This window comes from Nostoc sp. WHI (genome assembly GCF_015714725.1).
Classification (GTDB): Bacteria; Cyanobacteriota; Cyanobacteriia; order Cyanobacteriales; family Nostocaceae; genus Nostoc.
Window position 1 is genome coordinate 56,815 of record NZ_WBKM01000374.1, and the last position, 17,831, is coordinate 74,645.

Genomic DNA, 17,831 nt, shown 5'->3' on the forward strand with positions numbered 1-17,831 from the left:
TTTAGCTCCTTATACTACTGCTTTAGCTTTAAATTTACGCAGACGTAAGGCATTTGTCACAACTGAAACCGAACTAAATGCCATTGCTGCACCTGCGATGATCGGGTTAAGTAACCAACCGAAGATGGGGAACAGAATACCAGCAGCAATTGGAATTCCAGCAACGTTGTAAATGAAGGCGAAAAATAAATTTTGCCGAATATTACGAATTGTGGCGCGACTTAATTGAATGGCAGTGACGATGCTTAACAAGTCACCGGAGATGAGGGTAATGTCACTAGCAGCGATCGCCACATCTGTACCTGTGCCAATTGCCATCCCCACATCGGCTTGAGCCAAAGCCGGGGCATCATTAATCCCATCACCGACCATTGCCACAATCTTTCCTTCTGATTGTAGTTTCTCTACCGTAGCGGCTTTTTGGTCAGGTCGGACTTCAGCCAAGACGCGCTTGATACCAACTTCACGAGCGATCGCTTCTGCGGTGCGGCGATTATCTCCCGTGAGCATCACCACCTCTAAACCCAATTTTTGCAAAGCCCGAATCGCCTGCACAGAGGTGGGTTTGATCGCATCAGAAATACCCATCAATCCCTGGATTTTGCCATCAACTGCAATCCAAATCGCAGTTTTACCCAAATACTCCAAACGCTCTTTATCGTGTTGCAAGGCTTGGGTTTCAATATCCAATTCTTCCATCCAGCGTTGCGTACCAATTTGCACGAGATGCTTGGTAACAATACCTTGTACGCCATTACCTGTAATTGCTTCAAACTCCCGGACATCTGCTAACTCGACTTCTTGAGATTGAGCGTATCTCACAACAGCTTCTGCTAATGGATGTTCAGAATTGCGTTCCACAGAAGCCGTAAGTTGAATCAACTTCATTTCGTTACCATTAACAGTACCGTTGGCTGTGACAAAATCGGTGACTGTTGCTTTGCCTTGAGTAATGGTTCCAGTTTTATCCAGCACAATTGTTTGGATTTTGTGTGCTAGTTCCAAGCTTTCGGCACCTTTAATCAAAATGCCATTTTCTGCACCTTTACCTGTTCCTACCATCACAGAAGTTGGTGTGGCTAAACCCAGCGCACAAGGACAGGCGATAATTAGTACCCCAATTGTGGGGATGAGTGCCAAAGTAACATTCCCTGTAAAATTAAACCAAATGATGAAAGTGAGCAGTGCGATCGCAATCACTACAGGCACAAACCATCCAGTTACTTTGTCTGCTAATCTCTGAATTGGGGCTTTGGAACCCTGTGCTTGCTGTACTAATTGGACAATCTGCGCCAGCACAGTATCACTTCCGACTCGTGTCGCCCGAAACTTGAAACTCCCAGTTTTGTTAATAGTCGCTCCAATCACTTCATCGCCTGGTTGTTTTTTGACGGGCAAACTTTCGCCTGTCACCATCGCTTCATCAATTGTGGATGCTCCCTCAATCACTTCCCCATCAACAGAAATTTTCTCGCCAGGGCGAACCAGTATCACATCTCCAATAATTACTTCTTCAATTGGGACATCTATTTCTCGTCCATTACGAATCAAACGCGCCGTTTTCGCTTGCAAACCAATCAGTTTGCGGATAGCTTCGGAAGTTTGTCCTCTAGCACGATTTTCAAACAGCCGTCCCAGCAAAATTAGGGTAATGACGATAGCAGCAGTTTCATAATACACATCTGGTGTTAACCCCTGATTAATGAAAAAGCTAGGAAGTAAAGTAGGAAATAGTGAATAGAAATATGCCGCACTTGTACCTAAAGCAATTAGAGTATCCATAGTCGCAGCGTGACGTTTTAAAGCTTTCCAAGTGTTGATGTAGAAGGAGTAACCACACCAAAACTGTACTGGGGTAGTTAGTATCAACTGTACCCAAGGATTGTGCAACCACAGAGGAATGAAGGGTAAGTGCAATCCCGTCATCATTGGCAGAGAACCAATGACTAACGCAGTGCTAATGATGCCTCCTACCGTTACCTTTTGCACTAAATTGCGGGACTCTCTCAGACGATATTTTTTCTCAGCATCATCTTCTCCTACCATCAGGTTTTGTTTTTGGAGTGGGTAGGCAGAGTAACCTGCGGCCTTTACCGCTTCTTGAATGGCATCTAAATCAGTTGTTCTGGAGTCGTACTCAACCGTTGCTTGTTCTGCCCCAAAATTCACAATACATTCACTGACACCGGGGACAGAAGCAATGGCATCTTCAATATTTTTGGCACAAGAGGCGCAACTCATGCCGCGTAGTTTAAGTGTGGCATTCTCCATTTGACTACTCCAATTACTAAATGGCGCTAACTAATATCTAACTGATTTCATCTTGAATGCTCCAGTTGACTGGAGAGTCAAGAGGTCATCTGAAGAATTTTCTTAAGCGCACATTAGATACTTAGAATGACTCAAGTTTTGGGTATTGTGCAAGATGAGCAGAAGGGGTGAGAAAATGAGTGTGTAAAATACTTCTACTATTTAAATATTTTAACAACTCAAGGCTTTTAAAAAGTTAGATATGAGTAATTGCAAATTTTAAAACCTGCCAAAATGGCAACCAGATTCTCCTGAGCCAGGTTAAATTATATAAATATAAACGACTTTAAAGGTTTTGTTATCAGGGACTACCACGTAAAAAATTGGTTTTATAAAATACTATCTCCTGAGGAATTCGCAGGGAGAAAAAACTATCTCTATCAATTGTTTATAGACTATTTTACTTACAGATAAATTATGAATAATTAAGTTTAGCATTTGCTGCAACAGGAATATTAAATGTACATAGGCGTTGTTGTCAAAGTACACATTAGCCCCCCAAATAACGGGCAACGTCTGTATACATTCCTGTTCACTTCAGCGGCAAATTGCAGAGTGGGAGTATGAAAGCTGACTGATATGCTTCCTCCCACTTTTTATTTATAAATGTAGATTATAGTAAGTTAGTAGATGGTTATAAATAAATACAAGTAGTCGGACAGAATTAATTACACAATGTCATTGCGAATGAAGTGGAGCGGAATGAAGCAATCGCAGGGGTTGGGATTGCTTCACGACCTTCGCAATGACTGCAAATATTTTTGTCCAGCTACTTAAGAAGTTTGTCATTGCGTACTTCTTTGGAGAACCCGTAGCGAACACTCCACTGCGTTCCGCTCGCAATGACATTTTATATTTAATTTCGCCCAGCTACTTACAGCTTAACCCGATAGGCCAACACTTTGCAAAAGTTATACTTTATTAAATCTACAATTATTAGCCAAAGTCAGTATCCCGTAAAAATTCAAGAATCGCTGCGTTCAGCACCTCAAAAGCACCAGTTGAGGCATCATGGCAGCAGTTAGACAAAATTTGTAATTTGGAATTGGGGATATGCTGATGCAATTTTTCACCATGACTTGGAGGAAACCAACTATCTTGCTTACCCCACAAAATTAGTGTAGGACATTTAATCGCACTCAGATTATTTTGAATTTTGGTGAGCATATTTGGCTTATTTGCTTGCAAATTCTCGATTTCTCGCGCTGCTATTTGTAACTCTTCGGCGACTTTTGCGATCGCACCAGGCAGTTCAATAAACGGGTAAGTTATCCAATAGACATCTTCCTGTGTCAGGATCGACGGATCGAATAGTACCTTACGTCTTTCTGTTGCCATAATTTCTCGAAATACAGGTGCAAACAGATATGCCAAACGCAAGGAATCAATTGTTTGCATTATTTCTAATGGCATTTGAGCAAGTAACCACATAGCCCAATGAGGTAAACGTTCAGCAAAAATAGGTGCATTCACTACTACTAGCCGCCCGATTAAATGAGGGCTTTCTTGAGCAATGGCGAGGGCAACTAATGCCCCCATAGATTCAGCCACAACCACTGCGGGTTCGTCACATAATGCCTGAATAATTCTTTGAAACTCAATAACTTGATGACCTTTATCTTCTCGACGATACAATGCTTTTTCTGAAAAACCATAACCTTTGGCATCAAAACAAATTACACGAAAATGTTTAGATAATGGTGCTATGCTGTAGCGCCAATTGTAGCTCCAACTACCTACGCCATGTAATAAAATTAGCGGTTTACCTGTACCTTTTTCGCCATAAGCAATTTGTACGGGATACCCTTTAACATCACTAATAGTTAGACTTTGCCGACCTTTAGGAAAAGTGGCTTGCCACCAATCTTTCATTCCGTTATCAATAAATAATTTAACTAATTATAGGGGTTTAAGTTCCCCGCTTCGTCATTGCAAATTTTGTGGCTCTTTCTAAATCCCCGTTAAAAAACCGAATTACGGATTATTTTAACCGCCTGTTAAGGCGTTCCATAGCATTCTAATTAGGATCACGGGTAATGCTACTAAAACAATGGAAATCAACAACAATCCGACCAAAACCGCAAAGATAAACCACCTGTCTGGACTCTTTTGCTGGCTAGGAAATTTTAAGTACTCTTCCAATAGCTTGATATTATTAGTATTCGCTCTCCAGGCAAAATCAAAAAAGTCTCCCAAAACTGGGACAGCCCCTACCAAGCCATCAATGATCACATTCAAAACCATTTTGCCTAAAGTGGCTCTAGATACACCTAGCCGCGCTGCTTCTAGGATGATGTAGCTAGAAAACATGACTCCCAAAAAATCACCACCAATAGGTATTAATCCTAAGATTGGATCTAGACCAAAACCAATCTGCGTACCAGGAATGGTAATAACATTATCCAGCAGCCGACTTAACTGACGCAGACGCTTTAAGGTGGTTGCTTTGGCATCTGGTTGAATTATCGAAAATTGAGGAGGAGAATCAGGCATGAAGGCGATCGCTTATTTATATTGAATCGTTAGACATTGTTACTCCCCTACTGAGATTTGTCAAAAGTTTTCTCAGGGATTTATGAATTAATATTTTTCTTTAGATTGTGACTGTGCTTTGAAGCGCATATCTTCGCCGACAGTCACGTTCAACTGATCGCCGATTAACAGAACAGCAGCACTCATTGACAGCCAAAGCATTAAAACTATCACAGCCCCTACAGCACCATATACTTTATTATAATTGCCAAAATTCGCCACATAAAGCCGAAATAGGGCAGACAATATTGCCCAGAAAACAGCTGCTAAAATTGCTCCAGGCATCATTGGTGTGCCTGGGTTCCACTGGCTTGGGCCATAGCGATAGACAAAACTAAAGGCGACAGCAACAATGCTTAAAGCTAAAGGCCAGCGCAACAACTGCCAAAGATGCGACAAGAAGACCAAAGAATCATTTTCGCGTACTACCATTTCTAACAGTAAATCGCTGGTAAATACTAAGAAAGAAGCTAACACCAAAAGCAAGATTGTACCAACTGTTAATCCTAAAGAGATGAGTTTGGCTTTCCAAAAGGGGCGCATCTTTTCTGGAGGAATTTGATGGATTTGGTCGAAGGCGGTCATAGCAGTACTTATAGCCCCAGAAGCAGTCCAAATTGCTAATACAAAGCTCAGAGAAAATAAACTACTGTTTCTGGAGTTGGTAATTTCTGTGGTAGCAAAATCACGAATCAAAACCAAGGCTTCTTCAGGTAAAACTTGACTTAGTTGCACCGCCAGTTGTTTAAAGGTAGCTTGTAAAGATTCTGCTAATAAGCCGATGGCTGTAAGGAGGGCAAGAATCGCTGGAAACAACGATAGTATGGCATTGAAAGCGATTTCCGAGGCCAGTCCAAAAAGTCGCCTTTCCATTGTCCTGGCGAAAGTTTTTTTAAGCGTGCGCCAATTGAGATGCCGAAAAAAGCGGAAAAAGCGAGGTTTTGGCATGATTTGAAGTAAAAACTGGTTGGGTTTTTCAACTACTGCGCCAAATTTTGGATAGCGATCGCATCTATCTTTTTACCGCAAGAATCTGATGGGGTGAGTGGCAATACAGTTTGTATAAGACTTGATCCCCCCAACCCCCCTTAAAAAGGGGGGACTAAGAATGGCTCTATTTCCCCCTTTTTAAGGGGGACTAAGGGGGATCAATAAGTGCCTATGCACCTTAACGAACCGTATTGGGGTGAGTAGGGGACAATAACTCTTGACCATTGACTAATAACTAATGACTATATTATTTATGAATCAAGATTTTACACAACAGTGGTTGACAGAAATTCAGGCACTTAAAGAGCAGATGGCGGGACTGCAACACGATCGCGATGTGGCTTGGGAAAGTGGCCAAAAATGGCGTCAGCTCTATAACACAGAAGCCGAACAACGCCGCACAGATGCCCAGTTGTCGCAACAGGCGATCGCATCTCTCAAGGCAGAACTCCATAAACTCCAGGGTCTTGAGGTAGACACACTCGCTCCTGGGACACCAGTAACAGCGATCCAACAAGAAATAGAACAACTCAAATCTGTGGAGGATTTACAAGCTAAACTGATCGCCGTGATTAAAGAACGCGATCGCCTCTTACAAGCTTTGAAAACTGAGCAAGACAATCACGCCCAAACCCGCAATAGTCTTACTACTGCCTTGGGTGATGCTATTGATAGCTTGACACGGGAGCGAGCAGGGGAGTAAGAATTTTAGATTTTAGATTTGGGATTTTAGATTGAAATTTAATCCAAAATTTAAAATCCAAAATCCAAAATTGAATTGCCCAACTCCTAAAATCCCATAGCTTCGGCTACTGCTCCCAACTCAGGCGCGATGCCCTGTTTAAATCGACTGTGATTGTGTTTAATTGCTGTATCTGGGTCTTTTAGACCATTACCAGTCAGGACGCAAACTACGGTTGCCCCTGTGGGAACTTGGTCTTTTACTTGCAACAAGCCGGCTACAGAAGCGGCGCTAGCAGGTTCGCAGAAGATGCCTTCTGATGCTGCCAAAAGTCGATAAGCATCAAGAATTTCGGCATCGGTAACAGCATGGAAATTTCCCTGACTTGCGGTTTGGGCTGCGATCGCTAAGTCCCAACTAGCAGGGTTGCCAATGCGAATTGCTGTCGCTAAAGTTTCGGGATGCGCCACTGGCTTACCATGTACAAAAGGAGCTGCACCTGCGGCTTGAAATCCCATCATCTTGGGTAGGCGATCGCACTTTCTGGCTTGATGATATTGACAAAATCCCATCCAATATGCTGTGATATTTCCGGCATTGCCCACGGGTATACACACCCAGTCTGGGGCATCACCCAGCACATCGACAATTTCAAAGGCTGCTGTTTTCTGCCCTTCCAGGCGGTAGGGATTGACTGAATTCACCAAAGTTACGGGATAGGTTTCGGCCATCTTGCGGACAATTTCCAGCGCTTGGTCAAAATTACCTTTAATTGCCAATACTTCTGCACCGTATAGTAATGCTTGGGCTAACTTGCCCAGTGCCACATAACCGTCGGGAATCAGCACAAAGGCATTCATCCCCCCACGCCTAGCATAGGCGGCGGCGGCGGCTGAGGTGTTGCCCGTGCTGGCACAAATTACTGCTTTTGCCCCTGCTTCCTTGGCCTTGGAAATTGCCATAGTCATCCCCCGGTCTTTGAAGCTGCCGGTGGGATTGAGACCATCGTATTTTACAAAAACACGCACTTGTCTACCAATGCGTTCTGCGATCGTTGGCACTGGTATTAGGGGTGTGTTTCCCTCAAACAAAGTAACAATCGGTGTTTTTTCGCTGACAGGCAAGTATTCACGATAGGCTTCTATCAGTCCAGGCCAGGGTTGGCGATGAGATTTAGCGACAGACAGGCTCAAAGTCACGGGATTTAAAATTTATTAATGTATGGATTGGATATTTAGAAAGGGTGGCATAGGAAAGCGCAGGATGGGGAAGAGGAAAAAAATGAATTTTTCTTTGCCAGTTCCCAAATAGTCCGCTAATTCCAAAAGAATATTATTTTTTGTAGTGCGGGCGTTTTACTTGCCATTTTTATTTTATTTAGAATGTCAGTTTATCATAACCGCCACGGCGACCTTCGGTTTAACGAATTAGCCTGGGAATGCTGAGAAAGTGAAAAATGATCGACTTTTTGAGGGATAAACAAGTTTTCAGTGCGTAAGTCCTGATATAGTCTAAATGTAATTTATTGCGTAAATTCTCTAAAGACGGTGGTAATAATTAATCAGACTATAATCGACAGTCTAGCAATTAAGTACCATCAATTGGACGGAAACCTTTGCACATTTGGGGCAATATTTTCTTAGGAACACAGCCATTATAATCACCGTCTTTTATGATTGAACCTGAAATCCATTAGAGTAATTGATTGAAAATATACAATTATTTAATAAACCTTAAAAGAGGATTATTATAATATTTCTAGTGGTGTGAGTTAAGTTTTGGATTTAATTAGTGATGCCTACTTATTTATCTAGTGTCTCCGATCGCGAGTCCCAAACCAACTGGGTCAGTAAGTTAACTAAGTCTTATTATCAAGACGATCAGCAAGCTAAACTTATACATTTACAAGCCGAGGTGGATTCTCTGTTGCAGCAGCTAGAAAACCTGAAGCAGCAGCGTTTGGTCGCTACTAGCCAAAAATAATAAGTCAGTTTTGTAGATAGCGATGTCTACGACGGGCTACGCCTACGCTTTTCCCCGCGCTAATGTAAACTTTAGTAACAGGCTTGCTATTCAAAGCGCTGAGTTTTCTGTGACCAGCGCTTCAGACTATATTTGTCAGCATTTTCGACTAATAAAGCTAAGGATTGTACGCCTGAAAGTTTAGCGATCGCAGACAGTCTTTGACGATAATTTCCTTTAAAATCCGTGTAAATCACTTCATTACTATCAGACAAAATTATAGTCCGGTTACGGGTTAGCTTTGTATTTTCCCCTTGAATTTCAGGTGTAGACTGATTCAAGGATGCGATCGCTGCTGCTGAAATAGTCAGTATTATCTCTGGCTGAGTATTATTTGTTAAATCAATTACTTGAACAGGCCAATCACCCAACTTTTCCTGCATCTGCTCAAAGCTAGGAATAGCACCAGGCAAAATCTCACCGGATTGCTGTAAAGATTGCCACACACTCGATAGCATTACCTTAACCCCTTGGGGATTTTGTTGATGCAGTTCTTGGAGAGTGATTGGAGATGGTTGCACCCATTCCAGTGCAGCATTTGTCAGGGCTAGAGGTCTGCGTTGAAAAACATCGTTTTGATTCTCCAAAATTTTTGGGCTAGCAACTAATAGACGGAAGATTTTCCCCTGTAGTTGCACCGCTTTGATAGCGGCTGTAGTAATTTGCTGTTCTCCGTTTGGCAACCAGACTACAATCTGGATTGCAGGGTCAGAACTGATTCCCAAAGTTTCCCAGAAAAATTTAGCAGGGAAAGTTTTGGGTGGGTTCAAATTCTCAAAGGGGGAATTTAGCCAGCGTTTCCCGTCATTAAATGCACTCACCTCCACTTGGTACCAAACTTGGTTATCTATGAGTTTCAGGTCTGCTGTGGAATTTGGTTGTAACCACTCCGTACTGTTAACTTGAGTGATTGGTTGGACTGTACCGACAATTTGACTAGGGTGAGTAGAAGATATTCGCGACTTTGTAACCCCACCATTGAGTCTTTTTAACAAACCTTGAATATAGGCAAGGTTATCTTCTGTAATTTTTGGTTGCGTCTTTAACCAAGAATTAGCATATCCTTCTCCTCGCTGAACTGCTAAAATTAGGGCTGCCCAAGCTTGCACCTTTTGTTGATTTGGGTTTACCCGCAACGCCGCAGCTGTGCGATTCCATAACCGATTTTTATCAGCTTTGAGTAGGGTGACAATTTCTTGGGCATTATGATGTGGTGACGCTTCAAACACCTGTAAGGCTTTTTCCCAGCGACCATCAATTAAATCTGCCAGCGCTTGTTGACTAGGACTTGCCCAATTTTTATCAGCTTGAATTTTGGTAAGTTGGGAGTGTAAGCGAATCAAATCCATTTGTGCTTGCGCCGCTTCTGGCAAAACTCTTTTGCGCTGTTTTTGAATGAACTTCAACCACTTAAAAGCTGGTGTCCACAGCCCACTACGGGCAATTGACAAAGCATTTTGATACGCAGAATCCTTAAGGGCTGGTAATTGGAGGGAAACTACCTCCAATTGAATTGGTTTGAAGAATAACTTGAGAGGCTTGACTTGGTAAACCTGTAAGTACGGTTCTAAACCCACTGTTTGATCGACAACTAACTCTTTAGTATTATTACCAGTTACCTGCTGCCATTTGGGCAGTTGTCCGTTCGGACTAGTCCAAGACAACATTTGTAGTAAATTGGTGCGTTCTGGATTGTAGTATACGATGTGACCGTAGGCGATCGCACCAGTTCCTTGTTGGCGCTGACCCCGCAAATTAAACCAAACCCCTGGTGATGGTGTACCGTCTTCAAAGCGTTGCACTTCAGTTAAAGGTAGGTAAATACTGATATCTTGGGGTTCTGATCTTCCATCAAGCAAGGGAGAAATTACAAAGGCTTCTTCTGGGCCAGTTACAGGTAATTGAGTCGCTAAATAGTAGTAATTTTCTGACCGAGATTTAAACTCTAACTCTTGTGAGCGTTGGTAAACCCTCAGTTCAACAAGTTCTTCACAATTAGATTGACAATTAGCACGTTGCTGAAAAACTGGCAATAAAAATGAGTTTTCCGCATCCTGATGCAAAGGCAGAGATTTCCCGATTATTTGCTTTTTTTTACTCAAATCGAGTTGAATTTGTTTGAGGCTTTGAGGGCGTTCGTGATTACCCAGGGGGATTTGTGCCCATGCAGGTAAAATTTTATTTAGCCAGCTGACCTGATCTGGATTGAAGATGAAGAGAACGCTAATCCAGGCAAAAGCCATAATTAGACTAGCACTACTTAAGAGAATTGCGATTGCTAACGTTGACGATAACCAACTTCCCCGTTGCTGCTTTTTCTGGGGTTTTTTGGCGACACGTTTCATCGCACCTGTATGAGGTTTATTTACTTTAGAAGCTTTTGGCGTCAACTTGCGTGAGCGATTTGCCATATTAGTTTTCAATCAATTCGGTGAGTCTTTTTGGAATTGGGCATTGGGTACTGGTTCTTCTCCCTTTGCCTCTAAAAAGTTCCAGTACTTAATACCCTGTTATACTCGTCCTTTCAAAAGTTGCCCAGAAGCATTAAGTCTAAATTTTAAATAAAATCAGTAAATTTACTCATGTGAATAATACATGAGTACGAATACACTCTTCGCTTAAGTATGTGAGCAGAGTGTAAAAAGTTGAAAGGTAAACTTATTAGCCGCAGCCATCGCAAAATCTGGATGCTCGCATGGTTACTAATTGCGGGAGTAAACGGGGTTGCACAAAAAGCACTAGCGCAAGAGTACACAGACACAATAACTACTCAGGAGACAGGAGTTAAGAGCGATAATATTATTCCCTTATCTTCATCGCCCCTCCTTTCCCCAGAAGATCCGATGGCGCAAGTTACATCGGTTTCTCAACTCAAGGACGTACAACCCAACGACTGGGCATTCCAAGCATTGCAGTCTTTGGTAGAACGCTATGGTTGTATAGCGGGTTATCCAGATAGCAGCTATCGTGGTAATCGTGCATTAACTCGCTATGAATTTGCCGCCGGTGTGAATGCTTGTTTAGATAGAGTTAACGAGTTAATCACTACAGCCACCAGCGATTTACTCACCCGCGAAGATTTAGCAATATTACAAAAATTACAGTCAGAATTTGCCCCTGAATTAGCTACTTTGCGGGGTCGTGTTGATAGTTTAGAGTCCAAAACCGCCGAAATCGAAGCCAACCAATTCTCAACAACAACGAAACTCGGTGGACTACTGATAGTTGGTATTCAAGGACGGACTAACAATCGTGGTGATGTTAATCCTAGAGATGGGCAAAAAGATACAGATGATGCAGGGACAAACACTAATGTTATGTCTCTGGCGCAGCTATATTTAACTAGTCAAATCACTCCCCGTAGTTACTTATTTACGGGTCTTTTAGATGGTAAAGGTACTACTACGCCGAGATTTACTAATAGTGTTTCTCGGAATGATGTTTTACTTGGCTACGAATTTGCTACAGATAGCTTGATTGTAAGTGACCTTAATTTTCATTGGCTGGTAACAGATAATTTAGCAGTGATGGTGGGAACAGAAGGCGTAAGTATGCCAACTGCTTTCCGAGGCCCCAATCGGGTAGAAAGTGCTGCAACAGGGCCGCTATCTTATTTTGCCCAAAGAAACCCAATTTTAAATATGGGATATGGTCACGGTGGTATAGCTATTGATTGGCAATTTGCTAAACGCGCCAGTTTGCAAGCAATTTATACCAGTTATCAACCAGGAAATCCTGGCCAACGTAGCGGTTTATTTGATGGAACCACCACTACAGGCGTGCAATTATTGCTGACACCGGCTGATACTTTAGATTTCAGTTTATATTACGTTAACAATTATTCTTCAGATGGTTGTTTATTAACTTTTGTTGGCGATGAATGCTTAACTGCCGTTAATACCAGTACTGGACAATCAGCACCTCTGCAAACCAACGCTGTAGGTGCGACTGTAACTTGGCAAATTTCACCCCGGATTAGCGCAGGTGCGTGGGGTGGTTATACTAGATCTTATATTCCGGGGCGATCGGGAAATGTAGAAACGACTAATTATATGGTGTTTCTGAATTTCCCTGATTTATTTGCTAGAGGAAATTTGGGCGGAATTTATGTCGGTCAACCTCCTAAAATCACCAGTAGCGATCTACCTGTAGGGAATAATGTCCCTGATTTTGTCAATACAGGTTTAGGACGTGCAGGTGGACAGCCAGGAACGACTACTCAAATTGAGGCATTTTATCGTTTTCAGCTAACAGATAACATCAGCATTACACCTGGCATCATTCATATCTTGGAACCTGGTCACACACCAGATAGCGACTCAGTTACCATCGGTATTCTGCGGAGTACTTTTCTTTTTTAATTTTGCTTTCATATCAAGTTCGGCAAATCACTTACGATATGTCATTGCGAATGCAACGTACTCCTACGGAGAAGCAAGCTACGCGCTTGCGTCTCGTAGAGAAGTGGAATGAAGCAATCGCAAAGTTTTGGGATTGCCACGCTCCGCTCGCAATGACATAAGTCTTAAGTCGAACATGATATCACTCAAATAAAAGACGGCATAAATAATCCAATACGGTTCAATTAAGAGTTATTGGTGTATGTAGTCGGTCTTTGAAGACGTGATAAATCACGTTTCTATATGAAGGCTTTGGGCTTATGTGAACTGTATTGATGGTCAACTTCAGCCAAAATACGGGAGAAAATCTCGTTTCCAGGATCTAAGAAGCAAATGCTGGCTGCATCGTCTCTGCTGCGAGTAAAGGAGGCGGAGCCTCTTGATGGCATTCCCAGTCTGAGACTGGGAACGAGGCAACGAGGCAATCTCTCGAAGGTTTGTCTAGTGCGGCTTCTGCTTTATTTGATGTTCTCTGTATTAACCACCAGCGACAGCAGGGACAATACTGACTTCATTGCCATCTTGTAGGGCTGTATTTATGCCATCCAAATAGCGGATATCTTCGCTATCAACATAAAAATTTAGAAACCGACGTAGCTCTCCCTTTTCATCGCACAACCGCGATTTAATCCCAGGAAAGCTTTCTTCTAAGGAGTCCAATAATTCAGCAATGGTGCTGCCATTGGATTCTAGAGTAGCTTGGTTATTGGTCAAATTTTGAAGAGCAGTAGGAATTAAAACTTTTACAGCCATAGAAGTAAAAAATGAAGAGTGAGGAGTTAGGAGTGAGGAGTTAGGAGTTATGAATAAAAAACTCATAACTCATAATTCATAACTAAACGAGGACTTGTTGCCATTCCAAGCGATCTAGAGTACGCGATCGCTCTAGAGCCCGTTCAAAACTATCGAGTTTAGCATCAATAGTCAAGGGTTCGCCAACGTAACCTTGAATTGCTTCTTGGGTTTTCAGACCATTACCAGTGATGTAAACTACGGTAGTTTCATCTGGATCAATCTTGCCAGCTTCTACTAATTTTTTCAGTACTGCAACTGTTGTACCACCAGCCGTTTCTGTGAAGATACCTTCGGTTTCTGCCAGCAGCTTGATGCCATCAATAATTTCTGCATCATTGACTGATTCAATGTTACCGCCAGTCTTCTTAGCTACATCCACCGCATAAATGCCGTCTGCTGGGTTGCCGATCGCAATGGATTTAGCAATTGTATTCGGTTTCACTGGCTTAATAAAGTCGCGCCCTTCTTTAAATGCTTGGGCGATGGGTGAACAACCTTCAGCTTGAGCGCCGCTAAAACGGACATTCTTGCCTTCTACTAAACCAACTTCGACAAATTCTTTGAACCCTTTATAAATTTTTGTAAAGAGGGAACCAGATGCCAAAGGAGCAACGATATGGTCAGGTAGCTCCCAACCTAGTTGTTCTGCAACTTCAAAGCCTAGTGTCTTAGAACCTTCGGAGTAGTAAGGACGCAAATTAATATTGACAAAACCCCATCCGTATGTATTAGCAACTTCCGAACAGAGACGATTTACTTGGTCGTAGTTGCCCTTGACAGCCATCAGGGTGGGACTGTAGATTAGGCTACCGATAATTTTACCTGCTTCTAAATCTGCGGGGATGAATACACAGCAGTCTAAACCGGCATGAGCTGCGATCGCAGCTGTAGAATTTGCCAAGTTACCGGTGCTAGCGCAAGAAACAGTAGTAAAACCCAACTCCCGTGCCCTGGAAAGGGCGACTGACACGACCCGATCCTTAAAGCTAAGAGTGGGCATATTAACGGCATCATTTTTTATATAAAGCTTATTTAAACCCAGGCGACGGGCAAGACGGTGGGAACGAACCAAGGGAGTCATACCAGTTCCCACATCTATAACATTGTCAGTTGCAACAGGCAAAAAGGGACGGTAGCGCCAAATTGAATTGGGGCCAGCTTGAATTGTTTCACGAGTGACGGTCTGACGTAGGGCGCTGTAGTCAAACTTTACTTCTAATGGTCCAAAACATAACTCACAAACATTCTTGGCTTTGAGTTCATATTCAGCACCACATTCCTTACATTTCAAGGCTTGAAAGTAGGCAGTGCTGGTTGGTGTTTGGGTTTTGATTGCCTGAGTCATAAACTAGCTTTCCCTGTTTGTCCGTCAACTGTCGTTTGATAGTAACACGAGGAAAAATACCAGTCAAACATACCCGACAAAAATTATCGGGTATAGTGCGTGTAAAATAAAATATTTTAGTAGTATTTTATATTAGTAGTTTCTGCGTTGATTATGTACAGGGGCTTGGGGAGCGAGAATGAGGCGTAGACTCCCCGATTTTATCTGTCTAATGTAGGACTTTATATCATGTCCGTTTAAATGCTTGTCATTGCGAGGGTCGCGTGGCAATCTCAAAACCTTGCGATCGCAACTCTTGGAGATTGCCATGCGAACATTTCCTGAATTTACCTGACTTTTCACGTTATGTGGAAAAGCCCACGAAAAACCTAACCCCCTAACCCCCTTCCCGACGCGGGAAGGGGGAAAATTCAAAGTCTCTCTCCTTTTAGAAGAGAGATTTAGAGAGAGGTTTTCCAGATACCGTGAAAAGTCAGCTGAATTTACAGGGGTGAGCGTGTAGTAAAATTTGCTCACCTCCGTAAAGTGCAATATGGCTTTAGACTTTTCCCGTCAAAATCTCCGAGGACGCAACTTCAAAGGTAGACAAGACCTTGCGGGTGCAAACTTTAGCTATGCCGACATCCGAGGGGCAAACTTCACCAACGCTAATTTAACAGGTGCTAACTTCAGTTATGCCAAAGCTGGACTGCAACGCCGTTGGACAATTTTCTTAGTCCTTGTCTCGTGGCTATTGTCGGCAATGTCAGGATTTTTATGGGCTTTGAATGGTTATTTAGTGTCGTTAATATTTGATACTTCCAGCTTAGAGAATCAAATTGGCGGCTGGACTTGCCTAATCGTATTAATTGCCTTTTTCTTCATCACAATTCGCCAAGGAATAACAGCTGGTTTAGGAGCCGTAGCCGTAGTCTTCGCCGTAGCCTTCGCCGTAGCCGGAGCCGTAGCCGGAGCCGTAGCCTTCGCCGTAGCCTTCGCCGGAGCCTTCGCCGGAGCCTTCGCCTTCGCCGTAGCCGGAGCCGTAGCCGTAACCTTCGCCGGAGCCGGAGCCGTAGCCTTCGCCGGAGCCTTCGCCGTAGCCGGAGCCTTCGCCTTCGCCGGAGCCGGAGCCGTAGCCTTCGCCGTAGCCTTCGCCGTAGCCTTCGCGATAGCCTTCGCCGGAGCCGGAGCCGTAGCCGGAGCCGTAGCCGTAGCCGTAGCCGTAGCTGGAGCCGGAGCCGTAGCCGTAGCCGTAGCCGGAACGTTATTTAGTATCTACATCGGCTGGCGAGCCATGAAAGGAGATCAAAAACACTTTTTCATTCGTAATATTGCGATCGCCTTTGCTGCAACAGGAGGTACAAGTTTTCGTGGCGCTAACTTAACCAATGCTAATTTCACCCAAGCTAGACTCAAAAATACAGATTTCCGAAACACTATCCTTATCTGTAGCCGTTGGCATCAAGCTAAAATGCTTGACCGTATTCGTCCTGGTTTAACTTATCTTCAATACTCACAAGTACGTCAACTGCTGGTTACAGGACAGGGACAGGACAATAACTTTGACCGTCAAGACCTGCGAGGTATCAACTTAAAAGCAGTAAACCTAGCTGATACCAGCTTTATCGGCGCTGATCTCAGTGAAGCTAATTTACAAGATGCCAATTTATCAAGAGCAAAGCTAAAGCAGACGCAACTAGACGGCACTGATTTAACAGGTGCAACTCTCACAGGTGCGTACATTGAAGATTGGGGCATTACAAATACAACTAAATTGCATGGCGTGAGATGCGAGTATGTCTTCATGCGCTTATCCACAAAAGAAGATCCCGACACTCTCCGCAAACCTGATAATAAACGAGAGGTATTTGCAGATGGGGATTTTGCCGACTTTATCAAACCAATTTTTGACACCCTCGACCTTTACCATAATCAAGACGTTGACCCTCGTGCGATCGCGATCGCCCTCAAAAACCTCGCTGAAAATCATCCCGAAGCTGAGTTAGAAATTGTGGCAATGGAGAAACGCGGCAATGATAAATTCTTACTCAGAGCCAAAACCGCAGCAGGTAGCAATAAATCTCAACTGAGTGCAGAATATTTTGATGATTATAATCAACTCAAAGCTTTATCGCAGAGTCAGCAATTATTGCTGGTAGAAAGAAGCGATCGCATTCGTAATTTAGAGAATATGGTAACAACTGCACTTGGGCAGCCTAAATCTTATACACAAGGAAATACCATCATGTCAGATATCAGTGGCATCAATATTCAAGGTAGCAGTAATGTTAGCGGTATCGCTGGCGGTGGTTCTGTTGCTAACCTGGGAACTATCAGTGGTAATGTGAATATTGCCCTCAATCAGTTACCTGATGCAACCGATGCCGATAAACCCGGCATTAAAGAATTGTTGACGCAGTTGCACGAGGTAATTTCCCAGTCCTCAGATTTGCCGGAAACAGACAAAGCTGATGCATTGTTACAGGTAGAAGCTTTAGCAGAAGCAGGTAAAAATCCTCAAGAATCCACTAAGCAAAAGACTGCAAAAAATGCAATCATCATGTTGAAAGGGCTATTTTCTGGTTTACCTGCGATCGCAACGCTTGTTGAATCGACTAATAAACTATTCCCTGCGATTTCTAAATTATTCGGTTTGGGATAATCGATACCTCGTACCTCGTTCCCAGTCTCCGACTGGGAATGCCCCTCATTAAGGCTCCGCCTCCCTTACTCGCGGCAGAGCCGCAATGAGCAGCATTTCCAGCCAGAGGCTGTA

At 43.1% G+C, this 17,831-nt stretch carries 12 protein-coding genes; 4 read left to right on the top strand and 8 right to left on the bottom strand.

Annotated elements, in window-relative coordinates; translation table 11 throughout:
- Nucleotides 1-9: 9 nt before the first annotated feature.
- From F8S12_RS38725 to F8S12_RS38740, 4 genes are all read right to left on the bottom strand, one after another.
- Nucleotides 10-2,271, bottom strand: coding sequence for a heavy metal translocating P-type ATPase (locus tag F8S12_RS38725; RefSeq protein ID WP_196521591.1), 2,262 nt, complete (start codon nt 2,269-2,271; stop codon nt 10-12).
- Between the two features lie 975 nt (nt 2,272-3,246).
- A complete protein-coding gene (locus tag F8S12_RS38730) occupies nt 3,247-4,182 on the bottom strand; it encodes an alpha/beta fold hydrolase (RefSeq protein ID WP_196521592.1) in 936 nt (311 codons plus the stop codon).
- A gap of 114 nt (nt 4,183-4,296) precedes the next feature.
- Nucleotides 4,297-4,803, bottom strand: a complete 507-nt coding sequence (locus F8S12_RS38735; RefSeq protein ID WP_196521593.1) for a DUF4112 domain-containing protein — start codon at nt 4,801-4,803, stop codon at nt 4,297-4,299.
- Nucleotides 4,804-4,890: 87 nt separating this feature from the next.
- Nucleotides 4,891-5,790 (bottom strand): YihY/virulence factor BrkB family protein, encoded by a 900-nt coding sequence (locus F8S12_RS38740; protein ID WP_196521594.1) that lies wholly within the window; start codon nt 5,788-5,790, stop codon nt 4,891-4,893.
- Nucleotides 5,791-6,085: 295 nt separating this feature from the next.
- Between F8S12_RS38740 and F8S12_RS38745 the strand changes: the two genes are divergently transcribed.
- Entirely contained in the window at nt 6,086-6,535 is a 450-nt protein-coding gene (locus tag F8S12_RS38745; RefSeq protein WP_196521611.1) for a hypothetical protein, read from the top strand.
- An 86-nt stretch (nt 6,536-6,621) separates the two neighbouring features.
- Here F8S12_RS38745 and thrC (F8S12_RS38750) read toward each other — a convergent pair whose 3' ends face one another.
- A complete protein-coding gene (thrC, locus tag F8S12_RS38750) occupies nt 6,622-7,713 on the bottom strand; it encodes a threonine synthase (RefSeq protein WP_196521595.1) in 1,092 nt (363 codons plus the stop codon).
- Between the two features lie 595 nt (nt 7,714-8,308).
- On the opposite strand from thrC (F8S12_RS38750), the gene F8S12_RS38755 reads away from it, so the two are divergent.
- Nucleotides 8,309-8,497: a hypothetical protein gene (locus tag F8S12_RS38755; protein ID WP_196521596.1), complete on the top strand. Its 189-nt coding sequence runs from the start codon at nt 8,309-8,311 to the stop codon at nt 8,495-8,497.
- 86 nt (nt 8,498-8,583) lie between these two features.
- Here the strand turns inward: F8S12_RS38755 and F8S12_RS38760 are convergent, their stop codons facing one another.
- Complete coding sequence (locus F8S12_RS38760; RefSeq protein ID WP_196521597.1) at nt 8,584-10,947, bottom strand: hypothetical protein; 2,364 nt, start codon at nt 10,945-10,947, stop codon at nt 8,584-8,586.
- Between the two features lie 276 nt (nt 10,948-11,223).
- Here F8S12_RS38760 and F8S12_RS38765 point away from each other — a divergent pair, with 276 nt between their 5' ends.
- Entirely contained in the window at nt 11,224-12,897 is a 1,674-nt protein-coding gene (locus F8S12_RS38765; protein ID WP_196521612.1) for an iron uptake porin, read from the top strand.
- A gap of 516 nt (nt 12,898-13,413) precedes the next feature.
- Here F8S12_RS38765 and F8S12_RS38770 read toward each other — a convergent pair.
- Together F8S12_RS38770 and thrC (F8S12_RS38775) are read right to left on the bottom strand one after the other, a co-directional pair.
- Nucleotides 13,414-13,689 (bottom strand): MoaD/ThiS family protein, encoded by a 276-nt coding sequence (locus tag F8S12_RS38770; RefSeq protein ID WP_196521613.1) that lies wholly within the window; start codon nt 13,687-13,689, stop codon nt 13,414-13,416.
- 82 nt (nt 13,690-13,771) lie between these two features.
- A complete protein-coding gene (gene thrC, locus F8S12_RS38775; RefSeq protein ID WP_196521598.1) occupies nt 13,772-15,076 on the bottom strand; it encodes a threonine synthase in 1,305 nt (434 codons plus the stop codon).
- 532 nt (nt 15,077-15,608) lie between these two features.
- Between thrC (F8S12_RS38775) and F8S12_RS38780 the strand changes: the two genes are divergently transcribed.
- A complete protein-coding gene (locus tag F8S12_RS38780) occupies nt 15,609-17,717 on the top strand; it encodes a pentapeptide repeat-containing protein (RefSeq protein ID WP_196521599.1) in 2,109 nt (702 codons plus the stop codon).
- Nucleotides 17,718-17,831 lie beyond the last annotated feature (114 nt).